Source organism: bacterium (genome assembly GCA_035295165.1).
Classification (GTDB): Bacteria; Sysuimicrobiota; Sysuimicrobiia; order Sysuimicrobiales; family Segetimicrobiaceae; genus JAJPIA01.
This window is the reverse complement of sequence record DATGJN010000075.1, coordinates 1-24,648: the sequence shown is the minus strand read 5'-3', so window position 1 is coordinate 24,648 and position 24,648 is coordinate 1. Positions and strand designations below refer to the sequence as shown.

The following is a 24,648-nucleotide window of genomic DNA, read 5'->3' as shown; positions in this document are numbered from 1 at the left end:
GAGGGGCATGAGCGCGGAACAGCCAGGCGGCGCGAAAGCACCGGGCCCGGCGGATGTCGTGGCCGGAGCGATGAAGCGCCTCCACCTCGTCCGCGGGAACGCCGAGGAGGCGCTGCCGGAGGATGCGGAGGCGCTGCTGCGCCACGTCCGTGAGACGATCCCGCACGCCGACCGCGACCTGATCCGTCGCGCGTATCTGTTCGCGGAGGCCGCCCACGCCGGGCAGACCCGGGCCTCCAACGAGCCGTACGTGCATCATGCCGTGGCGGTGGCCGACATCCTGGTCGGCTTGCGCCTGGACTCCGCGACGATCGCCGCGGCGCTGCTGCACGACGTCCCTGAGGACACCGCCCATCCGATCGAGGAGATCAAGGCGAAGTTCGGGCCGGAGATCGCCGGGCTCGTGGACGGCGTAACGAAACTCGGCCGCATCGAATGGAAGACCCGCGAGGAACGGCAAGCCGAGAATCTCCGGAAGATGTTTCTCGCGATGGCCAGCGACATCCGCATCATCCTGATCAAGCTCGCCGACCGCGTGCACAACATGCGGACGATCGAGTTCCTCCCCGAGTGGAAGCAGAAGCGGACGGCCCGGGAGACGCTCGAGATCTACGCGCCGCTGACCGAGCGGCTGGGGATCGGCAGCATCAAACGCGAGCTGGAGGACCGCGCATTCCGGGTGCTCGAGCCGGGGGCGCACACAGAGATCGCGGGGCAGCTCGAACGCAGCAGCCAGGAACAGGACGCGCTGCTGGCGCGCGTCGTCGCGACGCTGCACACCGAGCTGGGCCGGGCCGGGATCCGCGTGGATCGCGGCGCGATCACGGCGCGCCCGAAGCACGTCTACAGCATCTACCAGAAGATGCAGCGTCCCAAGTACCAGGGGCAGGGCGTCGGGCGGATCTACGACCGGCTCGCCGTGCGCGTGGTGGTGAACGACGTCCGGGAGTGCTACGAGACGCTCGGGATCGTGCACGCGCTGTGGAAGCCCATCCCCGGCGAGGTCGACGACTACATCGCGAACCCCAAGACGAGCGGCTATCAGTCGCTTCACACCGCGGTCCTGTACGAGGGCCAACCGCTCGAGATTCAGATTCGCACGCAGCAGATGCACCGGGTGGCCGAGCACGGCATCGCCGCGCACTGGCGGTACAAGGAGGGCGGCGGTAAGGGCGAGCCGGCGTTCGAGCAAAAGCTCTCGTGGCTGCGTCAACTGCTGGAGTGGCACCAGGAGCTCCAGGACGCGCGCGAGTTCATGCACTCCGTCAAGATCGACCTGTTCCAGAACGAGGTGTTCGTCTTCACCCCGAAGGGGGACGTGATTGATCTCCCCTCCGGAGCGACGCCGGTGGACTTCGCGTTCCGGGTGCACACCGACGTTGGCTACCACACGACCGGCGCGCGGGTCAACGGGCGCCTCGTGCCGCTGAGTCACCCGCTGCAGTCCGGCGACATCGTCGAGGTCGTCACCAACAAGAACAGCGCCGGTCCCAGCCGCGATTGGCTGGCGTTCGTGCAGACGAGCAACGCGCGCACGAAGATCCGGCAGTGGTTCAAGCGGGAGCGCCGCGACGAGAACATCGTGCGCGGCAAAGAGGTGCTGGAGAAGGAACTGCGCCGCGGCGGGAGCGTCGCCGCGCTGATGAAGCCTGACCGCCTGCGCGAGGTGGCCGCCCGGTTCAGCCTGCCGAACGAGGACGAGCTGTACGCCGCGCTCGGCAACGGCGACGTCTCGCTGCTGCACGTCGTCCAGGCGCTCCGCGGCGCGCCCGCGGTCGAGGAGGAGCAGGCGCCGCTCCCGCCGGCGGCGCCGCCGGCGGCGACCACCGCGCGCGGGATCCGGGTGCGGGGCGTGGATAACGTCCTGATGCGCTTCGGGCGCTGCTGCAGTCCGTTGCCGGGTGACCGCGTCGTCGGGTACATCACACGTGGGCGGGGCGTGAGCATTCACCGCGCGGACTGTCCGAACATCCAGTTTCTGCGGTCGCAGCCGGAGCGGCTGCTCGAGGTCGAGTGGGAGGCGTCGCCGGACGGCACCTACAAGGTGGAGATCGAGGTGGAGGCGCTGGACCGCGTCGGCATGCTCAAGGACATCCTCGGGGCGATCACCGAGACGAAGACCAATCTCGTGTCGGTCAACGCCCGCGTGCGGAAGGATAAGGTGGCGGTCGTCAGCATCGTCGCGGACATCGGGAACGTGACGCAGTTGACGGCCGTGATGCATCGGATCGGACGGGTGAAGGACGTCTACAACGTCGAGCGGGTGGTGCCCCACTGACGGGCGGACGCAACGGTGGGCGGGTCGGGTTGACGCAACGATCGGGAGGCGAGAGATGATCCAGACGGCGTCGCGCGTGGCGGTGTTCACGGAATCGGTGATTCGGGAGATGACCCGGTTGGCCGCGGAGCACGGCGGCATCAACCTGGCCCAGGGGTTCCCGGATTTCCCCGCCCCGGCGGAGCTGGTGGAGGCGGCCGGTCGTGCGCTCGCCGACGGGTACAACCAGTACGCGATCACGTGGGGCTCCCCGCGGCTGCGGCGGGCGCTCGCGGAGAAGGTGCGCTGGTTCAACGGGATCGAGGCCGACCCCGAGCGCAACATCACGGTCACGTGCGGCGCGACCGAGGCGATGATGGCGACGCTGCTCGCCACCGTGAACCCGGGCGACGAGGTCGTGGTGTTCGAGCCGTTCTACGAGAACTACGGCCCGGACGCGAAGCTGTCCGGCGCCGTGCCCCGCTTCGTCCGGATCCGCCTCGAGCCGGGGTTCCCCTTCGACCCCGACGAGTTGCGCAACGCGATCGGGCCCCGCACGAAGGCGATCATCGTGACGACGCCGCACAATCCAACCGGCAAGGTGTTCACGCGCGCGGAGCTGGAGTTGATCGCCGACCAGTGCCGCCGGCACGACCTGCTGGCGATCACGGACGAGGTCTACGAGCACATCGTCTACGACGGCGCGGAACACGTGAGCCTGGCGACGCTGCCGGGGATGGCCGAGCGGACCGTGATCGTGAACAGCATCTCGAAGAGCTACAGCGTGACCGGGTGGCGCGTCGGGTGGGCGATCGCGCCCGCGCCGATCGCGGACGGGATCCGCAAGGTGCACGATTTCCTCACCGTGGGCGCGGCGGCACCGCTGCAGGAGGCGGCGGTGGTCGCGCTCGGCTTCCCGCGGGATTACTACCGGCGTCTCGCGGAGATGTACCAGCGGAAGCGCGACACTCTGCTTGAGATCCTCCACGGCGCCGGATTCCCGTGTCTCGTCCCGGCGGGCGCCTACTACATCATCTGCGACATCAGCGGGTTTGGGTTTGCGGACGACTACGCCTTCACGATGCACCTGATCAAGGACGTCGGCGTCGCGCCCGTGCCGGGGTCGTCGTTCTTCCACGATCCCGCGCACGGCAAGGACTACGTGCGGTTCGCGTTCCCCAAGCGCGAGGAGACGTTCGACGAGGTGCGGACGCGCCTCCGGCGGCTCGGCCCCGGCGCGGGGTCCGCGCGCGCGGCCACCACCGCGCGTCGTGCCGGCGGATGACGGGGCCTGCGCGTCCCGAGCCGATCGAGGCCGTCCGGTCGTGGGCGGCGTATCGGGACGAGTTCCCGGTGTTCACCCGGGCGACGTATCTCAACACCTGCTCGCTCGGCGCACTTGGGAGCCGCGTGCGCGCCGCCGTCGAGCGGTTCCTGGACCTGTGGAGCGAGTCGGGCGCGTCGGCGTGGTACGGCCCGTGGTGGCAGGAGCTCGACGCGCTCCGGGCGTCGGTCGCGCGGCTGCTGGGCGCCGACGCGGAGGAGATCGCGCTAGCCCCGTCGATCAGCGGGGCGCTTGCCGCGGTGTCGAGCTGCTTCGACTACCGCGCGCGTCCGCGGGTGGTCGTCGCGGACATCGACTTTCCGACCGTGGCGTATCAGTGGCTCGCTCGCGCGGCTCACGGCGCGGAAGTGACGTTCGTGCGGAGCCCCGACGGGCTGGGGGCGCCGCTCGAGGCGTTCGAGCGCGCGATCGATAGCCGGACGCAGCTCGTCGCAACCTCGCACGTTTACTTTCAAAGCGGCGTCGTGCAGGACATCGCGGCGCTGGCGCGCCTCGCGCACGCTCGCGGCGCCTACCTGCTCGTGGACGCGTATCAGTCGGTCGGGCAGCTCCCCACCGACGTGCGCGCCGCCGACGTGGACTTCTTGATGGCGGGCGGGCTCAAGTGGCTGCTGGGGGGGCCGGGCATCGCATATCTCTACGCTCGGCGGGATCTCCTGCCGAGACTGCGTCCGGCGGTGTCGGGATGGTTTGCCCACCGGGAGCAGTTCGCGTTCGACACCCAACACCTCGAGTACGCGGACACCGCGCGCCGGCTCGAGGCCGGCACGCCGTCCCTCGCGGCGGTGTATGCGGGGCGCGCCGGGCTCGAGTACGTGCACGAGATCGGTGTGGAACGCATCCGCGCGCGTCAGATCGAGTTGACGTCGGCGCTGGCGGACGGGCTCGTCGGGTTGGGGCTGCGGCCACGCCTGCGCGGGGCCGCGGCCGCGCACGCGGGGATCGTGACCGTGCCGGTCGAGGATCCACCGGCGGCGGTCGCCGCGTTGCGCGGTGATGGCGTGATCATCGATTCCCGCCCCGGGGTGATCCGGCTCTCGCCGTACTTCTACAACACGCTCCAGGACATCGAGCGCACACTCGCGTCGCTGCGGACGCACTTGCGGTAGCCGCGGAGTACGACGGGACGGCCGGCGGTGGGGCGCTGCCCCGGCCGCGTGTCGCGCCCGGTGCGCGGGCCGAGTGCGGGACCGCCGCCGCGCGCGTGCCGTCGAGACGATCTCGGCGCCGCGTTGCTCACCGTCCCGCATCCTGGTACGCTCAATGGAGTTTCGAGCGCGGCGACTGCCGGTGTGTGGGGCAGCGCCGTCTTGCCGACCAGCATGCCCGAGGCTTCACCGACACGCCGAGCGCCGGCGAGCGCTCGGGGCGGGGTAGGGGGACGGAGCACGCGATGCGGGCCTTGGTGCAGCGCGTCTGCCGCGCGGCGGTGTACGTCGTCGATGACGGAACGGGGACACCGAGCGGCGAACCGGTGGGGCGCGTCGGGTCCGGGTTCGTCGTGCTGCTCGGCGTGCGCGTGGGCGACACGCCGCAGGACGCGGAGACGCTGGCCGGTCGCGTCGCCGGGCTGCGCGTGTTCGCCGACGACGCGGGGCGAATGAACCGGTCCATCCTCGATGTGGGAGGAGAGGTGCTCAGCATTCCGCAGTTTACACTGTACGCCGACACGCGCCACGGCCGCCGGCCGAGTTTCGTCGACGCCGCACCGCCCGAGCAGGCGGAGCCCCTGTACCTGCGGTTCAATGCGTGCCTCGCCGCGGCCGGCGTGCCCGTTGTCACCGGGCGGTTTCGGGCGCACATGAACGTGGAGATTCACAACGACGGTCCGGTGACGATCCTGCTCGAGGCGCCAACCGGTCCATGACGCCGCCGGTCGCGTTCTGGGAACTCGCCGGCGCGGGCGCCGCGGTCGGGGGGGCGGGGGTGTGGGCTCTCGCCGCGGCGGCGAGGGTCGGCGCGCTCCGGCTGCTGCTCGACCTGTTCCCTCGGGCGACGTGGGACGCCGTGACGTGGGGGCTGATCCCGATGCTGTTGTTCGTCCCGTGCGCTGCGCAGGGCGCGCTCGTGGCGTGGCTCGCCGGCCCGCGGCCGGGTAGCGCGTGGCGCGCGGTGCTTTGGAGCGCGTGCGGCACGCTCGTCGCGCTGGGCGTGTTCGGCGCCGCGCTGCTCTACGGTGTGCGCCGCCTGCCGCCGCACACGATCGCGGTCGTGGCCAAGACCGCGCCGAACGTGCTCATCGCGACGTTTGCGTTCGCGCTGCTGGCGGGCTGGTTGCTTGTCGTCGCGCGGTGCACCCGCTGGTGGCGGCTCCGCGCATTTGCCGTGCCGATCGCCGCGGTGGCGGTCGGGCTCGCGGAATGGCGCGCTCACGGGCATCTCGTGGCGCTCAGCTACGTGCTGGATCGGACTGAGGCCGAGGGCTTTTTCGCCGCCGTCGCGGTCGGGGGGGCGCTCGGGGCGGCGTGGGGCGTGTGCCGGCCGTTCGCACGCCGGTCCGCGTCTGGAGAGGAGGCCGCCTAGCGCGATGGACGTCAAGGCGCCGCGGGGAATGCAGGACGTTCTGCCCGGCGAGACCGCCCGGTGGCAGCACGTCGAGGGCGTGCTGCGGGACATCGCCCGGCGCTACGGATATCGCGAGATCCGGACGCCCGTCGTGGAGCACACCGAGGTGTTCCAGCGTGGCGTGGGTGCGGGCACCGACATCGTCGAAAAGGAGATGTACACGTTCCTCGACCGCGGTGGGCGCAGTCTGTCGCTGCGGGCGGAAGGGACCGCTCCCGTCATGCGCGCGTTCCTCGAGCACAACCTGGGGGCCGGCGGCCTGCCGGTGCGCGTGTACTACATCTGCCCGATCTTCCGGTACGATCGGCCGCAGGCCGGCCGCTACCGCCAGCACACCCAGTTCGGCGCGGAGATTATTGGCAGCGCGGAGCCCGCAGCGGACGCCGAGGTGCTGAGCCTCGCGGTCCGGGGTCTGGAGACGCTCGGCCTCACCGACGTCGCGTTGCACCTGAACAGCGTGGGCGATCCCGTCTGCCGTCCGCGCTATCTGGAGGCGCTGCGGCACTACTTCCGGCCACATCTTGAGGAGCTGTGCGAGGACTGTCGGCGGCGCTTCGAGATCGCGCCGCTCCGCCTGCTCGACTGCAAAAAGGAGCACGACCGGCGGATCGCGGCGGGAGCGCCGAGGATGCTCGATTACCTCTGCGACGCGTGTCGCGCGCACTTCGACGGCGTGCAGGCGCATCTCGGCGCGATGGGTATCACGTACCGCGTGGACCCCGGGATCGTGCGTGGGCTGGACTACTACACGCGCACCGCCGCGGAGGTGTTTTCCGGCAAGATCGGCGCCCAGAACGCGATGTTCGGCGGCGGCCGCTACGATGGGCTGGCCGAACAACTCGGCGGACGGCCGAGTCCGGGCGTGGGGTTCGGCATGGGCGTGGAGCGCGTGCTCCTGGTGCTGGAGCAGGAGGGCGTCGGCGTGCCGGTCGACGCGGCGCCCGATCTGTTCATCGCGACGGGCGCGTCGGAGGATCCCGCGCGCGCGCTGAGCGTGGCGGCTCACGCGCTCGCCGATCGGCTGCGGCGGGCTGGGCTTGTCGCGGACGCAGACGCGATGGGACGCAGCCTGACCGCGCAGATGCGGCACGCAAACCGCGTCGGTGCCCGTTTCGTGCTGATCCTGGATGGAACGCGGCTGCCGCTGCGCGACATGGGCACAAAAGAAGAGGTGGCGCTCGCGGCCGACCCCGCGGAGGCCGGGGCCGTGGCGCACGGGGACGAGGCCGCGATGGAACGGATCGTGCGCGCGGTGACCGCGCGCGTCGGGCCTCGCGCGGCGGGGAAGGAGCGAGGATGAGCACCGAGCTGGGGACCTGGCGGCGGACGCACGACAACGGCGGGCTGCGCCCGGCCGATGTCGGCCGCGAGGTCACGTTGATGGGGTGGGTGCACAACCGGCGGGATCTCGGCGGGTTGATCTTCATCGACCTCCGGGACCGCGAGGGCATCACGCAGGTCGTCTGCAACCCGCAAGAGAGCGCCGACGCCGCGGCTGTCGCGTCCCAACTCCGGAGCGAGTACGTGGTCGCGGTGCGCGGCGTGGTCGCCGGCCGACCGGCGGGCACAGAGAACGCGAAGCTCGCCACCGGGCAGATCGAGGTGCGCGCGCGCGAGGTCCGCGTCCTCAACCCGTCGGAGACCCCGCCGTTTCCCATCGCGGACGACGGCGACGTCGACGAGGCGGTGCGGTTGCGGTATCGCTACCTCGACCTGCGTCGCCCTCGGATGCTCGAGCGGCTCCGCTTGCGCCACCGCGCCGCGAAGGCGATTCGGGATTTCCTCTCCGCCGAGGGGTTCCTCGAGGTCGAAACGCCGATGCTGATCAAGGGGACGCCGGAGGGCGCGCGCGACTTTCTCGTCCCGAGCCGGCTGCAACCTGGCAAGTTCTACGTCCTCCCCCAGTCGCCGCAGCTGTTCAAACAGATCCTGATGGTGGCGGGCGCCGAGCGCTACTTCCAGATCGTCCGCTGCTTCCGGGACGAAGACCTCCGGGCCGACCGGCAGCCCGAGTTCACCCAGGTGGACATCGAGATGTCGTTCGTGGACCGGGACGACGTGCTGTCGCTGGGGGAGCGGATGATCGCGTCGGTGATCCGGGAGACGCTCGGACGCGACGTCGTGCTCCCGCTGCCGCGCCTGACGTACGCGGAGGCGATGGACCGCTACGGCAGCGACAAGCCGGATCTGCGCTTCGGTATGGAGATCGTGGACTGCTCGTCCGTGTTCGAGGGGACGGGGTTCCAGGTGTTCGCGCAGGCGCTGGCGTCGGGCGGCGCCATCCGCGGCATCTGCGTGCCGGGCGCCTCCGGATGCAGCCGCCGCGAAATCCAGGAGCTCGAGGCGCTGGCGAAGGCCGCGGGCGCCCGCGGGCTCGTGCCGGTGCACCTCGACGCTGACGGGGTGCGCGGCGCGATCGCCAGGCATCTTCCGCCTGACACGGTGGCGGCGCTGCGGAAGGGCCTCGGCGGGTCGGCCGGCGATCTGCTGCTCCTGGTGGCCGGCGAGCCCATCGGCGCGAGCACGGCGCTCGGCCGACTGCGGCTGGACCTGGTGCGGCTGCGCCCCGAGCTGCACGAGCGCGTGGGATTCGACCCGAACCGTCTCGCCCTGCTGTGGGTGGTGGAGTTTCCGCTATTCGAGCGCGGCTCGGACCGCTCGATCGCCGCGGTGCACCATCCGTTCACGGCGCCGATCGACGCGGACCTGCCGAGGCTCGAGCACGACCCGCTCGGGGTGCGGGCCAAGGCGTACGATCTCGTGCTCAACGGCGTGGAACTGGGCGGCGGCAGCATCCGCATCCACCGGCGTGAGCTGCAGCAACGCATCTTCTCGGTGCTCGGCATCGCTCCCGAGATCGCCCGGGAGCGGTTCGGCTTCCTGCTGGACGCCTTCCAGTACGGGGCGCCGCCCCACGGCGGCATCGCCCTGGGGTTCGACCGGATGGTGATGCTGCTGACGGGCGACGAATCGATCCGGGAAGTCATCGCGTTTCCCAAAACCCAGAGTGCGACGGATCTCATGACGGGCGCGCCGTCGGAGGTCGACCCCGAGGCACTCGAGGAGGTCCACATCCAGATCCGCGACCGCGATCCTCGGTAGGTGCGGTCGGGCGCTTCGGTCACGCCGGTCGAGCGCTGGTGCGAGCGTGCGCCGAATTGAACCGCCGCGCGGCGCGATGCTATGATGGACGGCGGTGTGACGAAGGGAGCGGGAGACCGGATGCGGATGCGTGTCTCGTGGGGTCGCCGGTGGTGAAGAGCACCCCCGCAGACGTGGCGGCGCTGCACGACGACCCCTGGGAGATGGCGCTGCGGCAGTTTTCCTACGCCGCCGATCGCCTGACGCTGAAGCGGGGGATTCGGGACGTGCTGTGCCAACCCCATCGGGAGTTCACGGTGCACTTCCCGGTGCAGATGGACGACGGGTCGGTGCAGATGTTCACCGGATACCGCATCATCCACAACGGCACCCTGGGCCCGACGAAGGGCGGGCTTCGGTATAGCCCTCAGGTGCGGATCAGCGAGGTCCGCGCGCTCGCGATGTGGATGACGTGGAAGGCGGCGCTCAACCATCTGCCATACGGCGGCGCCAAAGGCGGCGTCACCTGTGATCCGGCGGCGCTGTCCGCGGCCGAGCTCGAGCGGCTGACGCGCCGATACGCAACGGAGATCAGCCCGTTGATCGGATCGCACGAAGACATCCCGGCGCCGGACGTAGGCACCAACGCCCAGGTCATGGCGTGGTTCATGGACACGTACAGCATGCACCGAGGCTATTCGGTGCCGACGGTGGTCACCGGCAAGCCCGTCGTGATCGGCGGTTCCGCCGGCCGCCTCGAAGCGACCGGCCGGGGCGTCATGATCGCCGCCCGGGAGGCAGCGCGGTATCTCGGCCGTCCGTTTGCGGGGAGCCGCGCGGTGGTGCAGGGAAGCGGCAACGTCGGCGGGGTCACCGCGCGCCTGCTGCACGCGCAGGGGTGCACCGTCGTCGGGATGAGCGACGTGCGCGGGGGGATCTACAATCCGAAGGGCCTCGATCCGAACGCGGCGCTCTCCTATCTGAAGGAGACGGGCGCCCTCGCCGGGTACCCCGAGGCGGAGGCCGTGTCCAACGCGGAGCTGCTCGAGTTGCCCTGTGACATGCTCGTGCCGGCCGCGATCGAGGGGCAGATCACCGGGGCGAACGCCGAGCGGATCCAGGCGCGGGTGATCGTCGAGGGGGCGAACGGGCCGACGACGCCCGAGGCCGACGAGATCCTGGGCACCCGCGGCGTCACGATCGTGCCCGACATCTTGGCCAACGCCGGCGGCGTGATCGTGTCGTATTTCGAGTGGGTGCAAGACCTCCAGTCCTACTTCTGGAGCGAAGAGGAGATCAACGCCAACCTCGAGCGGCTGATGGTGCACAGCTTCGGGCAGGTCACGCGGGTTGCGAGCGAGCAGGGCGTGTCGCTGCGCACCGGGGCGCTGATCTTCTCCGTGCAGCGCGTGGCCGAGGCGTTGATGGCGCGCGGGATCTATCCGTAGTCCGCGACCGACGTGAGGGCCACCGCGCGGCGCGCCGGCGCGAGCGCCATTCCTTGACACGGTCTTGAGGTGCGCGCATGATGGGGGCGTGGATCTGTTCACGCCGCCCGACGCGCGAGAGCGCGACCGCGGGGCTCCGCTGGCCGCTCGCATGCGTCCGCGCACGCTCGATGAAGTGGTGGGGCAGGTCCACTTGCTCGGTCCCGACCGTCTGCTCCGACGGGTGATCGAGGCCGACCTACTCACCTCTGCGATCCTCTTCGGGCCGCCCGGGACGGGGAAGACGTCGCTGGCGCACGTGATCGCGCAGGTCACCCGGGCGCACTTCGAGCCGGTGAACGCCGTGACGACCGGCGTTGCCGAGATCCGGCGGCTGATCGAGGAAGCGCGGGATCGCCGGCGGTTCCACGGCGTGCGTACGATCCTGTTCGTGGACGAGATCCACCGCCTGAACAAGGCGCAGCAGGACGTGCTCCTCCCGCATGTCGAGGACGGGACCGTCGTGCTGATCGGCGCCACGACGGGCAATCCGTTCCACGACGTCACGCCCACGCTTGTGTCGCGTTCACGGGTGTTCGCGCTCGAGCCGCTCGGCCTCGATGATCTCGAGACGATCCTCCGCCGCGCGCTCATCGACCCACGCGGCCTCGGCGAGGACCGCGTGGCGGCGTCCGACGACGCCCTCGCGTACATCGCCCGCGCCTCGAACGGCGACGCTCGGACGGCGCTCGGCGTCCTGGAACTTGCATGCGCGGCCACGACCCCGGACGCGTCGGGCGTGCGCCATATCACCGCGGCCGCCGCCGAGGAGGCGGGCAAGCGCACGCTGTTGTACGACCGCGCGGGCGACGCGCACTACGACATGATCTCGGCGTTCATCAAAAGCATGCGCGGGTCGGACCCGGACGCCGCGGTGTACTGGCTCGCCCGGATGTTGGAGGCGGGGGAGGATCCCCGCTACATCGCGCGCCGCATGGTGGTGCATGCCGCGGAGGACGTGGGCCTCGCCGACCCGCAGGCGCTGCTGATCGCCGTCGCGGCGGCCCAGGCGCTGGACCTCGTCGGGCTGCCCGAGGCCCGCATCCCGATGGCCGAGGCGGCGATCTACATCGCAGCGGCGCCGAAGAGCAACGCAACGGTCCGCGCGATCGACGGGGCGGCGGAGGACGTACGGCGCGAGGAGGCCCGGCCGGTACCCCGGGCGTTGCGCGACACGAGCGTGCCCGGCGTCCGCGCGCTTGGCCACGGAGAGGGGTATGTGTACCCCCACGACGATCCGGACGGGTTCGTGGCGCAGCAGTATGTTCCCGACAACGTGAAGGATCGGGTATACTATGACCCCACGGGGTTTGGCTACGAGGCGGAGGTGTCCCGCCGGCTCCGCGCGTGGTGGTCAGGCAGCAAACGGTATCGCCGGCCGTAGGGAGCGCGCGGCGACGTGAGGCGACGTCGCGGGACGCGGGGAGGCAGGCATGGTACGTGTGGCCGTCGCGATGAGCGGCGGGGTGGACAGCGCGGTCGCTGCGGCGCTGCTCGTCGCGGAGGGGCACGACGTCGTCGGGTTCACGATGAACCTGTGGCCGTCGTGGGTGCCCCAGACCGAGACCGGGGCCGGGTGTTGCGGCGTGGGCGCGATCGACGACGCCCGGGCGGCCGCCCGCGCACTGGGGGTGCGGCACTACGTCCTGAACCTCCGCGACGCGTTCGAGCGCGAGGTGATCGGCTACTTTGCCGACGAGTACGCGCGCGGCCGCACGCCCAACCCCTGCATCGCCTGCAACCGGGCGATCAAGTTCCGGCTGCTGCTCGAGCGGGTCCTCGGGTTCGAGATGGACGCGCTCGCCACGGGCCATTACGCGCGCGTGGCACGCGGGCCGGACGGACGGTATCGCCTATTGCGGGCGGTCGACGCGCGCAAGGACCAGTCCTACGTGCTCGCCGGCCTCACGCAGGAGCAACTCGCCCACGTGCGGTTCCCGGTCGGCGCGTATACGAAGCCGCAGATCCGGGAGATCGCGCGTCGGCACCGCCTCAACGTGGCGGAGAAGCCGGACAGTCAGGAGATCTGCTTCGTGCCACGCGGGGACTACAGCGAGGTGGTGGCGCGGCTGGAGCCAGCAGCGGCGCGGCCCGGGCCGATCTATGATCTGGAAGGGCACCAGGTCGGCGAGCATCGGGGACTGGCGCGGTACACCGTCGGCCAGCGCCGCGGACTGGGAGCGGCGGGCGCCGACCCTCGATACGTCGTCACCATCGATGCGGCGCGAAATGCGCTGGTCGTCGGCGACGAGGCATCCGTGCACTGCGATGAGCTGTTGGCGACCGAGGTCAACTGGATCGCGATCCCGCGGCTCGCGGGCGAGCGCCGGGTCACCGCCCGGATCCGTCACGCCGGCGCGGACATCGCGGCGGTGGTCCTGCCGACGCCGGACGGGCGGGTGCGCGTGCGGTTTCCCGAGCCGCCCCGTGCCGCGGCTCCCGGGCAGGCGATCGCATTTTACGACGGCGACGTGGTGTTGGGAGGCGGCGTGATCGACAGGGTAGAGTATAGTGGAGGGGGGCGCCGATGACCGGGGTGAGCGTGGCGGACTTGAGCCTGGCGGTGATCGCGTTGGCGTTCGCCGCGGCGGTGATCGCGTTGGTGCCAGCGCTGTTGCAGATTCGCCGGACCGCGATGCGCGCCGAGGCGGTGCTCGCGAGCGTGGACGGTGCGCTCCCGAGTCTGGTGCGCGACCTTGAGGGCTTGATCCAGCAGCTCAATCGGACGACCGACACGGTGGCCAGCCTTGCGGCGTCGGTGGAACGGCTCGAGAAACTGTCGACCTCGGCCGTTCGGAGAGTGGACGGCGTGCTGGATAGCATCGGTCACGCGGCGCGTGATGTGGTGTTGCCATCGCTCGCCAGCGTCGCGGGGCTCGTATCCGTCGTCCGCGAGGGGATGGAGTGGGTCCGGCCGAGACGGGACAGGAGGAGGGACGGGGAATGAACGAGCGTCGCGATTTGTTCACGGGATTGATGTTGGGTGCCCTGATCGGGGTGGCGCTGGGAATCCTGTTCGCACCCGCCGCCGGCGAAGAGACGCGGGAGCGTCTTCGCCGGGAGGGCGAGCAGATGCGCGACCGCGCGCGGGACCGCGCGGAGCGGGTGGCGGACCAGGTCCGCCGGACCGCCGATGAGGTCACGGGCCGAGTCCGAGCCAACGCCGACGAGATCGCGTCCCGCGTCCGTTCTACCGCGGGCGACGTGCTGGACCGCGGCCGCGGCGTGTTCGACGAGACGTCCGGGCGCATGCGGGACGCGTTCGAGTCGGGGCGCGAGTCGATCTTGCGGCGGGGAAGCGACGATCTGCCCGCCGACGACCGGGAGGCGTAGGGTGGAGCAGCCGCGGTCGGCCGACGTCGAGCAGGTCGAGGTCACGATCCCGGCCCGCGCCGAATTCGTCAGCGTCGTGCGACTCACGACCGCCGCAGTGGCGGCACGCCAGGGGCTGATGTACGACGAGATCGAGGACCTCAAGATCGCCGTGAGCGAGGCCTGTACGTCGCTGATCACCGCCGGTGTTGCGCCGGGGTCCTCCCTGGTCGTGCGGTTTGCGCTGCGCGGGGACGCGCTCGAGGTCAGCGTGGACGGGCGCGGCCCGGGGATCTCGTTGGCTCCCGGGGCGCCCGACGGCGACGCCGACCTAGACGAGGGGCGCCTGGGGGTGTTCCTGATGCAGTGCCTCGTGGACGAGGTCGAAGCGCGCCGGGATGTCGCGGCGGGCACGGCCGGGGTGCGGCTCGTCAAGCGGCGCGGAGGCTGATCGATGGCGTCGCGCCGTCCCGCGCGCCCGATTCCGACGAAAGCCGAGATCCGTGCGCTGTTTGCGCGGTACCACGCCGGGCGAGAGGCTGAGGCGCGAGACGAACTCGTGCTCGCGCACGAGAACCTGGCGATCTATCTCGCCCGGAAGTTCGCGGACCGGGGCGAGCCGCTCGAGGACGTGATCCAGGTCGCGCAGATCGGGCTGTTGAAGGCGATCGACCGCTACGACCCCATGCGCGGCATCGAGTTCACGACGTACGCCACGCCCACGATCGTCGGCGAGATCAAGCGGCACTTTCGGGACAAGCTGTGGGCGGTTCGCGTGCCCAGGCGGCTGCGCGAGCTGAACTACGCGCTGATGCGGGCCGTCGAGGAGCTTTCGCAAAAGCTGGGTCGGTCGCCCACGATTCCCGAGATCGCGGAGGCCGCCGGCATCCCGTTCGAGGACGTCCTCGAAGCGATGGAAGTCGGACGGGCGTACAGCCCGGCGTCGCTCGACGCGGAGATGCCGGACGGCGACGACGATCACGGGACGGCGCTGGCGGACACGGTCGGCACCGAGGATCCGGTGCTCGAGTCCCTGGAGGACCGCGCGACGCTCGACGCGGCGCTCGCCCGGCTGCCCGAACGCGCGCGCGAGGTGGTGCGGCTTCGATTCTACGAAGACCTCTCTCAGGCCGAGATCGCCCGTCGGTTGGGGATCTCGCAGATGCACGTGTCGCGGGTGCTGCGCGATGCGCTCGCGCGCCTGCGCGGCATGATCGCGGGGCGGCCGCCGGCGGCGCGCGACTGACCGCGGCGACCGAGGCCAACCTCGCTTTCTTCACGATGCCCTCGCTGACCACTGCGTCGGAGGTCGTGGTGCGCCTGCGCGCGGCCGGATTCGAGAGCTATCTCGCGGGCGGGTGCGTGCGGGACATGCTGCTCCGCCGCCGGGCGGCGGACTACGACATCGCGACGGCGGCGACGCCGGCCGAGGTGGCTGCGCTGTTTCCGAAGACCGTGCCTGTCGGCGCCGCGTTCGGCGTCGTCCAGGTGATCGTCGGCGCCGAGGCCTACGAGGTGGCGACGTTCCGCACGGAGGGTCCCTACCGCGACGGGCGGCACCCGTCGTCGGTCCGCTACGCCACCCCGCGCGAGGACGCGCTCCGGCGCGACTTCACCGTCAACGGGCTGTTCTGGGACCCCCAGGGCGGGCGTCTGCTGGACTTCGTGGGAGGGCAGGCGGACCTCGAGGCCCGGGTGCTGCGGACGATTGGAGATCCGGAGGCTCGGTTCGCGGAGGACGGACTGCGGATGCTTCGCGCAATCCGCCAGGCCGCCGAGCTCGGGTTCGAGATCGCGCCGGACACGCTCACGGCCCTCCGACGGATGCGCGACGGGCTCCGCCAGATCAGTCCGGAGCGCGTGCGGGACGAACTCCTGCGTCTCGCGACCGGCCCGGCCCCGGCGCGGGCGCTCGGGTTGCTGCACGCCACCGGGCTGCTCGGGGTCGTGCTGCCGGAGGTGGCCGCGGAGGCCGGTGTTCCGCAGCCCGAGGAGTTCCACCCTGAGGGCGACGTCTTCGAGCACACCCGGTTGGTGATGGGTGCGCTCGCGGCGCCGACGCCCGCGCTCGCGATGGCCGCGTTGCTCCACGACGTCGGGAAGCCGCCGACGCTGGTGCGGGCGGACCGCATCCGGTTCGACCGTCACGACGAGGTCGGCGCGGCGCTCGCGCACGGGGTGATGGAACGTCTACGCTTCCCCCGGCGTGACGTGGAGCGCGTGACGTCGCTCGTGCAGCAGCATATGATCTTCAAGGATGTGCCCCGGATGCGGGAGGCGCGGCTCAGGCGACTGCTCGCCTCCCCGGAATTCCCGGAGTTGCTGGAACTGCACCGCGCCGACTGCGTGGCGAGTCACGGGGATCTGTCCACGTACGACTGGGTGCGCCAGCGTCAGGGCGAGATCGAGGCCGAGCCGCCGCTTCCCCCGCGGCTCGTCACGGGAGACGATCTGCTGGCGCTCGGCGTGCGCCCGGGCCCGCGGGTGGGGACGATCCTCCGGTCGCTGGACGATGCCCGACTCGAAGGGCGCGTCCGGACGCGGGACGAAGCGCTCGCGCTCGCCCGCGAGCTCGCCGGCCGCTGACCCCGCCGGCGCGCGCGGCCGGCCGCGCGGCCGCAGCGTCGGTGGCCTTTTCCGCGCGGACGGATGTTCCCCGCGCCACGCGTGCCGGAGGAGATCGCGCGCGTATGGTCGAACCCGTGTGCGTAACACGCGGACCGCGACGGGTGTCGTGTCGGTGTTCGACGCCAGGTCCCGACGCGGTTCGGATGTGGGAGGCGGCGTCCTGCAGGGACCATCGGGCACCACGGGGCGCGTGATCGCGCTCGTCAACCAAAAGGGCGGGTGCGGCAAGACGACCACCTCGGTGAACTTGGCCGCGTGCCTCGCCGTCAACAAGCGCCGCGTGCTGTTGATCGACCTCGATCCCCAGGCGAACGCGACCGTGAGCCTCGGTGTGGACCCGGGGAGCCTGTCCCGCACGATCTACCAGGTTCTCGTGGACGATGCCGGCGACGACGGCAACGGCGTGGAGATGGCCAGCGTCATCCTGCCGTCCAACGTCGAGCACCTGGATCTCGTTCCCTCGTCGATCGATCTGGCGGCGGCGGAACTCGAGCTGTCCGCGCGCATCGGCCGCGAGAACATGCTGCGCAAGAAGATCGCGCCGGTCCGCGACCGGTACGACTACGTGCTGATCGATACGCCGCCGTCCCTCGGCCTCCTGACGCTCAACGCCCTCGTCGCCTGTCGCGAGGTGATCATTCCGATCCAGACCCACTACTACGCGCTGCTCGGGATGCGCCAGCTGCTCCGCACGATCAAGGTGGTGCGGGAAGAGGTTGGGCACGAGATTGAAATCGCCGGGGTCGTCCCGACAATGTACGATGCCCGAACCAGCATCAGCAAGGAGATCCTGCAGGGGATCAAGGACTACTTCGGGGACAAGATGTTCCGGAGTGTCGTGCACCACAACATCAAGCTCGTTGAGTCGAGCATGGTCGGCGTGCCGGTCTTTGTGCACAATCGCACCTCGCGCGGGGCCCAGGAGTACATGAGTCTCGCCAAGGAGGTGATGGCGCTTGAGCAAGCACCGCGAGGCGCTCCGGCGGGGGATTAGGTCGCTCATCCAGGAGACGTCCCGCGAGCTGGCCGATCTCGAGGGGCGCGACGCGACCGTGGAGGCGCCGGCGCAGGACACAGATAGCGCCCCCGCGGCGCCCCAGGACGCGCCCCATCCCCGCGCGGAGTGGGGCGACGTGCAGAGCGCCGTCGTGGCGGACACGGGAGAGCGGGACGCCGAGGACGCAGCCGCGTCGGACGCCGGGAGTGACGTCGACGAACGGGTGATATTGGACGCCGAGGTGCTCGCCGTCGAGGTGCGGGAAGTCGGTCCCGCCCGCGTCGGACCGGCGTCGCCCGCCCCGCACGCAACCGACGGCGGCACGGGCTGGAGGGATGGGTACGCGCCGCCTGCGGGACGGGTACCCGCGACGGATGCGCCACACGACGGCCATGACGCCCCGGAGCACGCCAAGGAGCATCGTGAACCCGACGGGCGCGATGAGAGTCTCGTCGAGCCGCGGTGGGGTCCGAGGCGTCTTGAGAGTCCACCGGAGCCGCGGACCGCGGCGGAGCGTGAGGCGGCGGCACCACGCGAGGAGGCCGCTCAGGCGGACGCGGCGGTGCGGCAGAGCGCTCCGGCGTCCAAGGCTCATCGGGTCGCCGGGGCGCCGTCAGCCCCGGGGCGCGAGCGGCGGGGGGGTGAGGGAGCGGCCCGGGCGAAGGCGCGGGCACGAAAGACCCGGCCGCGGACGTCCGCCAAGAAGGCGGCCGCGTCGCGTCGGCGTGCCCCGCGCGAGCACCGGCCGGCCGGCGATCACATGCTGCTCAACGGCGTCGAGCCGCGTCAGGTGCAGTCGCGCAAGGGCGTGTGTTCGGCCTATTTCGTGAACAACGAATGCTGGCGTGTATCCGACGCGTACTGCAACACCGCGTTGCACGTGTGCGCGATGCGAGACTGTCCGGTGTACCACCTCCACCAGGAGGCCCTTGAGCGGCGGTTCGCGGCGAAATACAAGCACCTCTGGTGACCGGCGGCACCACGCCCGGCGCGCCGCGGGCGATGCGGTCGGAGGTCAGGTCTCGGGCCCGCGGACGTCAGTCGGTCAGGTTGAGCTCGAGCATCTCGCTGAGATGGTGGATCGTCTGCCACGGCAAGACCCCGCGGTGGCGCAGGTCTTCGAGCGGCCGCCTGTAGGCGATGAACCGCGCCCCGGTCGCTGCGGCCGCGGCACCGTCGACCCACGAATCCCCGATCACGTAGGCGCGGTCGACTCCGCCGAGCCGCCGGATCACCTCACGCACGCCGTCTCCGGCGGGCTTGAGCGTCGCTACGTCGCCGCGAGCGACGACCGTCTCCGCGCAGTGCGCGAGGTCGGCCGCGCGGATTGCTTCGGTCGCGGCGGCGCGCGCGTTGTTGGTCAGAATTGCGATTCGGTACCCTCGGGACGCGAGAGTGCGGAGGACTGCGGGAGCGTCGTCGAGCGCGGCGGCGTCCCGCAGTCCGTCGAGTTCATGTGCCTCGATGATCCGCCACATCTCGGGGGCGACCACGGTGCCGTGTACGCCATCGTGCGCGCTGCCGCACGCGACGAGCTCGGGGATCGCGCGCCGCAGTAGCGCCTCGTCGGAGTCGTCGGTGGCGCCCGCGGCCCGCAACAACGCAATGAGGCTGCGCCGGATGCCCGCGAAATCGATCCGGGAGCCGATCAGCGTGTTGTCCATGTCGAAGATCAGGGCGACTCGCGTCGGCGGCACCATGTGCGCATTGTACGACGCACCGCCCCGCCGCCGCAACCGCAATTGCGCGCGAGGGCGGAGGAGAAGCACGCGCACCCGGCGTACCCGTTACCCATGACGGTTCGGCGGACGCCGGATGCGTGTCCGCAGATTTCCCCGAGGCACCGCCCGGGAGTCACACGCGTTCGCATCGTGTCGGCGATTGTGCGTGGCGGGATCATATGGGCGCTCGCGGCGACCGTCGTGGCGACGGGGTGCGTGGGTCCATTGAGGCTCACGCGCGGTCCCGCCCCGACCCCGCGCCACGCCACCGAGCCGGTGCAGACATCCGGCGGCTTCACCACGTCGAACGCGTTCGTCACCGTCGTGCGCGGGAAGACGGTCCGCCTCTCGCCCGATGCCGCGGCGCCGGTCCTCGATGCGGTATGGCAGGTGCTCGGAGCCGTCCCGGCGATCGCCCCGGAACCCGGGGGGCCGCGCCTGCTGGCGAACCTCCGCATGAACGAGCACCTGGTCGACGTGACGATCTGGCGGACCCAGGCGCTGGATGTGGCAGGGCAGCGGCTCGGCGGTGTGTCCGGCGTCGTCATCCCCTTCACGGGGCTGTGGCGGCACCGCGTCCTGATCGTCCGCGAGGGACAGGTGGACGCGTCGCCGCCGTTGACGGACAGCGCGGAGCTGGCGACGATCGAGCACGCGGTGGACGCGGCGGGCAATCATTCATGATGGACGGGAGCGGTCGCATGGTCGGGACCACGATCGGGCGCATCGGCGAGTACGTGGGCGAGGACGTCGAGATTCGCGGATGGGTCTACAACCTGCGCAGCAGCGGCGCGCTGCGGTTCCTGCTCGTGCGCGACGGCAGCGGGATTCTCCAGGCCGTGGCGGTGCGGGCCGAGCTTCCGGCGGACGTGTTCGAGGCCGTGGGTGCCCTGACGCAGGAGTCTGCCGTCATCGTGGAAGGGCTCGTGCGCGAGGACAAGCGGGCGCCCGGCGGGTACGAGATGGCGCTTCGTCGGCTACAGGTGGTGCACGTCGCGGAGCCGTACCCGATCACGCCGAAGGAGCACGGCGTGGAGTTCCTCATGGATCACCGGCACCTCTGGCTCCGCAGCCAGCGGCAGTGGGCGATCATGCGTATCCGCGCCGAGGTCGAGCGGGCAATGTGCGACCATCTCGACGAGCTCGGTTATCTCCGGATGGATACCCCGATCCTCACGCCGTCCGCGTGTGAGGGCACGACGACGCTGTTCGAGACGCCGTACTTCGAGCGGCGCGCGTACCTCACGCAGAGCGGCCAGCTGTACAATGAGGCCACGGCCGCCGCGTTTGGGCGCGTCTACTGCTTCGGCCCGACGTTTCGCGCCGAAAAGTCAAAGACGCGCCGTCACCTCACGGAGTTCTGGATGTTGGAACCCGAGGCCGCGTACCTCGACCTCGACGGCTATATGGACCTGGCGGAAGGCTTGGTCACGGCCGTGGTGCGGCGGGTGCTGGAGCGGCGGCGCCGCGAGTTGGAGCTCGTGCAGCGCGATCCCGCCGCGCTGGAGGCCGTGCGGCCGCCGTTTCCGCGCATCACGTACGACGAGGCGGTGGAGCGGTTGCGCGCGCAGGGCGCCGCGATCACGTGGGGCGAGGACTTCGGGGGCGACGAGGAGACGGTGCTGAGCCGACAGTTCGACCGGCCGGTGTTCGTGCATCGGTATCCGGCGCGGTGCAAGGCGTTCTACATGCAGCCCGACCCGCAACGCCCCGAGGTCGTGCTGGGCGCCGATCTCCTGGCCCCCGAGGGGTACGGCGAGATCGTCGGCGGAGGCGAGCGCATTCACGACCACGCGCTGCTTGCACGGCGTCTCGACGAGATGAAGCTGCCGCGCGAGGAGTACCAATGGTACTTGGACGTCCGGCGCTACGGCGCGGTCCCCCACAGTGGATTCGGGATCGGAATCGAACGGACGGTGACCTGGATCTGCGGGCTCGAGCACGTGCGGGAGACGATACCCTTTCCGAGGCTGATCAACCGGTTGTATCCGTAGGACCGGGCCGCGGCGGGCCGGAGCGTGCGCGCCCGGCTACTGGACCGGTACGACCTGACCGTTTCCGCTCACGTGTTGGGTGATATCCGCGGGATGGCCCGCGTAGCGCACCCGGCCGGTGCCCGACACGTCGACGGTGAGGCGGTCCCGGGCGGTCACGGTGACGTCCCCGACCCCGCTGATCGCCACGACCGCAGCGTCGGCCGAGAGGTTCCGGGCGTCCACGGCGGCCGTGCCGCTCACCCGGATACGGAGCGCGCGGACCGCGCCGGCGAGCGTGCCGCGCCCGTCGCCGGTGATCTGTACCTCCAGGCCGTCGCCGGTGAGGTGCTCGGCGAGGAGGTCCGCGGTGCCGGTGACGGCGATCGCGGTCACGTCCCGCGTGAAGACATCGAGGCGCGGAGTGCGGGTGGGACGAAGCACCGCGCCGCGCGTGGTGCCGATGGACAGGGTGTCCCCTTTGATCGAGGTCTCGATGTAGGGCAGTAGGCTCGCGTCGGCGTGAATTGTGACGTCGGGAGTCGCGCCGGCAACCACGTGGACATCGTAGGCGCCGGCGACGCGGACGGCGGTGAAGTACGGCATTGCGCGGGCCTGCTCGACGACGCCCCCGGTGCCCTCGATCACGGCGCCCGGCGTTGCGCACCCGACGGCAAGCAGTCCGCAGACCGCGGTCACCGCAGTCCGTCCCGCGCGCCGCGGCCGCCCGGACAGCTTCCGCCCCATCGCCCGCACGCTCCCCCGCGGCCGGCCATCGTCGCGACCGCGTGAGGGGGGGTTCGCCGGGGCCCCGGCGGCGCCTGCCGCCGCCAGGGTGCGATCTCACCCTGCGCCTCCCGCCGGGGCGGTCCTTGTCAGTCGAGCAAGCGCTATGCTATACTCACAGTCGAATCACTAGCGGCGCTAGCGCAAGACGGTGCCCCAATCTTGGCGCGTTCGGGGGAGTGGGTCGTTTGAAACCCACTCTTTCGCTTCTTCAGGAGGCGCCGAAGGCTGGGGCGCGTGTGTGTGAAGGGGAGTCGATGAGACGCCAGGAAGTCGCCGGACAGGTGGTGGCGCTGGCTGCGCCGATCGGGGCTCGGATGGGGCTCGAGATCGTGGACGTCGAGTTGCACGGCGCGGGGCGTCATCAGGTGCTGCAGGTGTTGGTGGATCGGGACGGCGGGGTCGGCGTTGAGGACTGCGCCCGCCTGAGCGAGGCGCTGAGCCGGGAACTGGACCTGTACGATCTCCCGTTGGGAGCGTACACGCTGGAGGTGTCGTCGCCGGGGCTCGACCGGCCGTTGCGGAAACCAGAGGACTTCGTGCGGTTCTCGGGACGCAACGTGGCGGTCACGACGTACGCACCGGTGGACGGCCAGCGGCGGTTTCGGGGACGGCTGCTCGGGTTAGTGGACGGCCGCGTGGCCGTGCGGCTCGACGACGGGCGCGAGGTCCGCTTCGCACCGACCGAGATCGCGCAGGCACGGCTCGTCGTCCACATGGAAGAGTTGCGGCAGGACCTGAGGCGGTCGTAGACGCGCCGGGTGCGCCGCTTCACGACGATCCGGGTGGAGGGTGGGGCGACCGCGGGTTTGGCGGCCGCCGGGGGATGTTGGGGGTGACGCCGGAATGAACAACACGGAGCTGATCAAAGCGATCAAGCAGCTTGAAGAGGAGAAGGGGCTCGGGACCGATGTGCTCGTCGAGGCCATCGAGGCGGCCCTGTTGTCCGCCTACAAGAAGAACTTCGGCGCCGCCGCGCAGAACATCCGCGTCGAGGTGGATCGGACGACCGGCGAACAGCACGTCTACAGCGTCCGGACGATCGTTGAGACCGTGACGGACCCGAACACCGAGGTCCCGCTGGCCGAGGCGCAGACGTGGGACCCGGAGAGCCGGGTCGGCGACATCGTCGAGGTCGAGGTGACGCCGAAGGACTTCGGGCGGATCGCCGCGCAGACCGCGAAGCAGGTGATCGTGCAGCGGATCCGCGAGGCCGAGCGTGACATGGTGTACAAGGAGTTCCGCGACCGCGAGGGCGATATCGTCACCGGAACGGTGCAGCGGGTCGAGCGGCGGAACGTCTACATGGACCTGGGGCGGATCGAAGCGGTGCTGCCGCCGACCGAGCAGGTGCCGCGCGAGGGGTACCGTCAGAACGATCGGGTGAAGGCGTATGTCGTCGAGGTCAAACAGGGGACGCGGGGGCCACAGATCGTGGTCAGCCGCACGCACCCCGGCTTGCTGAAGCGACTGTTCGAGCTCGAGGTTCCGGAGATCTACGAGGGAATCGTGGAGATCAAGGCGATCGCCCGCGAGGCCGGCGCTCGCAGCAAAGTGGCCGTGGTGTCGCGGGATCGGAACGTGGACGCGGTGGGATCCTGCGTCGGCCCGAAGGGTTCCCGCGTGCAGTCGATCGTGGATGAACTGCGTGGCGAGAAGATCGATATCGTCCCCTGGGCGGCCGACTCCGTCACGTTCGTCGCCAGCGCCCTCAGCCCGGCGAAGGTGATTCGGGTCCAGGTGACGGAGGAGACGAAGACCGCGCTCGTGATCGTGCCCGACAATCAGCTCTCGCTGGCGATCGGCAAGGAGGGGCAGAACGCTCGCCTGGCGGCGAAGCTGACCGGGTGGCGGATCGATATCAAGAGCGAGTCGCAGATCAAGGAGTTGGAGGCCCGCAAGATCTTCGCCGACCTTCCCGCGGAGGAGACGGTGCAGTTGCCCGCGGAGGGCGAGCCCGCACCCCTTCCGGAGGAGGCGAGCGTCGGCGGAGGGGAGCCCGCCGTGGCGGCCGTCGTGGACGAGGTCGCCGGGCGCGTCGAGGAGAAGACCGCGGCGGAGTAGCGATGCCCAGGGTGCGCAAGGTTCCTCAACGGCAGTGCGTGGCGTGCGGGCGGACTCGGGGCAAGCGTGACCTGGTACGCGTCGTCCGCACGCCCGCCGGGGACGTGCGCGTGGACGTCACAGGGAGGCTGGCCGGGCGAGGCGCCTATGTGTGTCCGGAGCCCGACTGCGTGGACCGGGCGGTGCGCGACGGCCGCCTCGCGGGAGTGTTGGAGCAGCCCCTGCCGGACGGGTTGCTCGATGCCCTGCGAGAGGCGGCGGCCCGGGACGCGACGCCTCGTGCCCCGGTCGTGCGTCGGGTTTCCCTGAGGCAAGTGCAGGAGGCCGGGCGCGGAAACGCGGCACCGCGGGGTATCCGGGACGCGGCGGCGCAGGCTCCGATAGGTCTGAACAGGCGTGAAACGGAGGGATCGTCGTGAAGGTCCATGAGCT

At 70.7% G+C, this 24,648-nt stretch carries 24 protein-coding genes; 22 read left to right on the top strand and 2 right to left on the bottom strand.

Going from position 1 to position 24,648, the window contains the following annotated elements:
- Positions 1-7: 7 nt before the first annotated feature.
- The 17 genes from VKZ50_12045 to VKZ50_11965 all read left to right on the top strand — a co-directional run bounded on the left by VKZ50_12045 (position 8) and on the right by VKZ50_11965 (position 18,642).
- The gene (locus VKZ50_12045) at positions 8-2,278 is read left to right on the top strand and encodes a bifunctional (p)ppGpp synthetase/guanosine-3',5'-bis(diphosphate) 3'-pyrophosphohydrolase (protein HLJ60453.1); all 2,271 of its coding nucleotides are present in this window, start codon (positions 8-10) and stop codon (positions 2,276-2,278) included.
- 55 nt (positions 2,279-2,333) lie between these two features.
- Positions 2,334-3,542, top strand: coding sequence for an aminotransferase class I/II-fold pyridoxal phosphate-dependent enzyme (locus tag VKZ50_12040; GenBank protein HLJ60452.1), 1,209 nt, complete (start codon positions 2,334-2,336; stop codon positions 3,540-3,542).
- Entirely contained in the window at positions 3,539-4,711 is a 1,173-nt protein-coding gene (locus VKZ50_12035) for an aminotransferase class V-fold PLP-dependent enzyme (GenBank protein HLJ60451.1), read from the top strand. Before VKZ50_12040 ends, VKZ50_12035 begins: the two co-directional genes overlap by 4 nt.
- 284 nt (positions 4,712-4,995) lie before the next feature.
- Entirely contained in the window at positions 4,996-5,469 is a 474-nt protein-coding gene (gene dtd, locus VKZ50_12030; GenBank protein ID HLJ60450.1) for a D-aminoacyl-tRNA deacylase, read from the top strand.
- Entirely contained in the window at positions 5,466-6,125 is a 660-nt protein-coding gene (locus VKZ50_12025) for a hypothetical protein (protein ID HLJ60449.1), read from the top strand. Before dtd ends, VKZ50_12025 begins: the two co-directional genes overlap by 4 nt.
- 4 nt (positions 6,126-6,129) lie before the next feature.
- A complete protein-coding gene (hisS, locus tag VKZ50_12020) occupies positions 6,130-7,467 on the top strand; it encodes a histidine--tRNA ligase (GenBank protein ID HLJ60448.1) in 1,338 nt (445 codons plus the stop codon).
- Positions 7,464-9,269, top strand: coding sequence for an aspartate--tRNA ligase (gene aspS / locus VKZ50_12015; protein HLJ60447.1), 1,806 nt, complete (start codon positions 7,464-7,466; stop codon positions 9,267-9,269). Before hisS ends, aspS begins: the two co-directional genes overlap by 4 nt.
- Before the next feature lie 203 nt (positions 9,270-9,472).
- Positions 9,473-10,696 (top strand): Glu/Leu/Phe/Val dehydrogenase, encoded by a 1,224-nt coding sequence (locus tag VKZ50_12010; protein HLJ60446.1) that lies wholly within the window; start codon positions 9,473-9,475, stop codon positions 10,694-10,696.
- An 88-nt stretch (positions 10,697-10,784) separates the two neighbouring features.
- Positions 10,785-12,119, top strand: coding sequence for a replication-associated recombination protein A (locus tag VKZ50_12005; protein HLJ60445.1), 1,335 nt, complete (start codon positions 10,785-10,787; stop codon positions 12,117-12,119).
- Positions 12,120-12,168: 49 nt separating this feature from the next.
- A complete protein-coding gene (gene mnmA, locus VKZ50_12000) occupies positions 12,169-13,266 on the top strand; it encodes a tRNA 2-thiouridine(34) synthase MnmA (GenBank protein ID HLJ60444.1) in 1,098 nt (365 codons plus the stop codon).
- A complete protein-coding gene (locus VKZ50_11995) occupies positions 13,263-13,682 on the top strand; it encodes a DUF948 domain-containing protein (GenBank protein HLJ60443.1) in 420 nt (139 codons plus the stop codon). Before mnmA ends, VKZ50_11995 begins: the two co-directional genes overlap by 4 nt.
- Positions 13,679-14,068 carry a YtxH domain-containing protein gene (locus VKZ50_11990; GenBank protein ID HLJ60442.1) on the top strand — a complete coding sequence of 130 codons (390 nt, stop codon included), beginning with the start codon at positions 13,679-13,681 and terminating at the stop codon, positions 14,066-14,068. The genes VKZ50_11995 and VKZ50_11990 overlap by 4 nt, the downstream gene beginning before the upstream one ends.
- Before the next feature lies 1 nt (position 14,069).
- Positions 14,070-14,498 (top strand): ATP-binding protein, encoded by a 429-nt coding sequence (locus tag VKZ50_11985; protein ID HLJ60441.1) that lies wholly within the window; start codon positions 14,070-14,072, stop codon positions 14,496-14,498.
- Between the two features lie 3 nt (positions 14,499-14,501).
- Complete coding sequence (locus tag VKZ50_11980) at positions 14,502-15,293, top strand: SigB/SigF/SigG family RNA polymerase sigma factor (protein ID HLJ60440.1); 792 nt, start codon at positions 14,502-14,504, stop codon at positions 15,291-15,293.
- A gap of 68 nt (positions 15,294-15,361) precedes the next feature.
- Positions 15,362-16,633: a CCA tRNA nucleotidyltransferase gene (locus VKZ50_11975; GenBank protein HLJ60439.1), complete on the top strand. Its 1,272-nt coding sequence runs from the start codon at positions 15,362-15,364 to the stop codon at positions 16,631-16,633.
- Positions 16,634-16,751: 118 nt separating this feature from the next.
- A complete protein-coding gene (locus tag VKZ50_11970) occupies positions 16,752-17,669 on the top strand; it encodes a ParA family protein (protein HLJ60438.1) in 918 nt (305 codons plus the stop codon).
- The gene (locus VKZ50_11965) at positions 17,632-18,642 is read left to right on the top strand and encodes a hypothetical protein (protein ID HLJ60437.1); all 1,011 of its coding nucleotides are present in this window, start codon (positions 17,632-17,634) and stop codon (positions 18,640-18,642) included. Before VKZ50_11970 ends, VKZ50_11965 begins: the two co-directional genes overlap by 38 nt.
- A 67-nt stretch (positions 18,643-18,709) precedes the next feature.
- Here the strand turns inward: VKZ50_11965 and VKZ50_11960 are convergent, their stop codons facing one another.
- Positions 18,710-19,447, bottom strand: a complete 738-nt coding sequence (locus VKZ50_11960) for an HAD family hydrolase (GenBank protein ID HLJ60436.1) — start codon at positions 19,445-19,447, stop codon at positions 18,710-18,712.
- A gap of 96 nt (positions 19,448-19,543) precedes the next feature.
- Here VKZ50_11960 and VKZ50_11955 point away from each other — a divergent pair, with 96 nt between their 5' ends.
- Together VKZ50_11955 and asnS are read left to right on the top strand one after the other, a co-directional pair.
- Positions 19,544-20,077 carry a hypothetical protein gene (locus VKZ50_11955; GenBank protein ID HLJ60435.1) on the top strand — a complete coding sequence of 178 codons (534 nt, stop codon included), beginning with the start codon at positions 19,544-19,546 and terminating at the stop codon, positions 20,075-20,077.
- 17 nt (positions 20,078-20,094) lie between these two features.
- Positions 20,095-21,387 carry an asparagine--tRNA ligase gene (gene asnS, locus VKZ50_11950; protein ID HLJ60434.1) on the top strand — a complete coding sequence of 431 codons (1,293 nt, stop codon included), beginning with the start codon at positions 20,095-20,097 and terminating at the stop codon, positions 21,385-21,387.
- Positions 21,388-21,423: 36 nt separating this feature from the next.
- Here asnS and VKZ50_11945 read toward each other — a convergent pair whose 3' ends face one another.
- Positions 21,424-22,113, bottom strand: a complete 690-nt coding sequence (locus VKZ50_11945) for a head GIN domain-containing protein (GenBank protein HLJ60433.1) — start codon at positions 22,111-22,113, stop codon at positions 21,424-21,426.
- A 296-nt stretch (positions 22,114-22,409) separates the two neighbouring features.
- On the opposite strand from VKZ50_11945, the gene rimP reads away from it, so the two are divergent.
- The 3 genes from rimP (at position 22,410) to VKZ50_11930 (ending at position 24,635) form a co-directional block, all read left to right on the top strand.
- Positions 22,410-22,904 (top strand): ribosome maturation factor RimP, encoded by a 495-nt coding sequence (gene rimP / locus VKZ50_11940; protein ID HLJ60432.1) that lies wholly within the window; start codon positions 22,410-22,412, stop codon positions 22,902-22,904.
- Positions 22,905-22,998: 94 nt separating this feature from the next.
- Positions 22,999-24,216: a transcription termination factor NusA gene (nusA, locus tag VKZ50_11935; GenBank protein ID HLJ60431.1), complete on the top strand. Its 1,218-nt coding sequence runs from the start codon at positions 22,999-23,001 to the stop codon at positions 24,214-24,216.
- Positions 24,217-24,218: 2 nt separating this feature from the next.
- A complete protein-coding gene (locus VKZ50_11930) occupies positions 24,219-24,635 on the top strand; it encodes a YlxR family protein (protein ID HLJ60430.1) in 417 nt (138 codons plus the stop codon).
- The last annotated feature ends 13 nt before the right edge of the window (positions 24,636-24,648 follow it).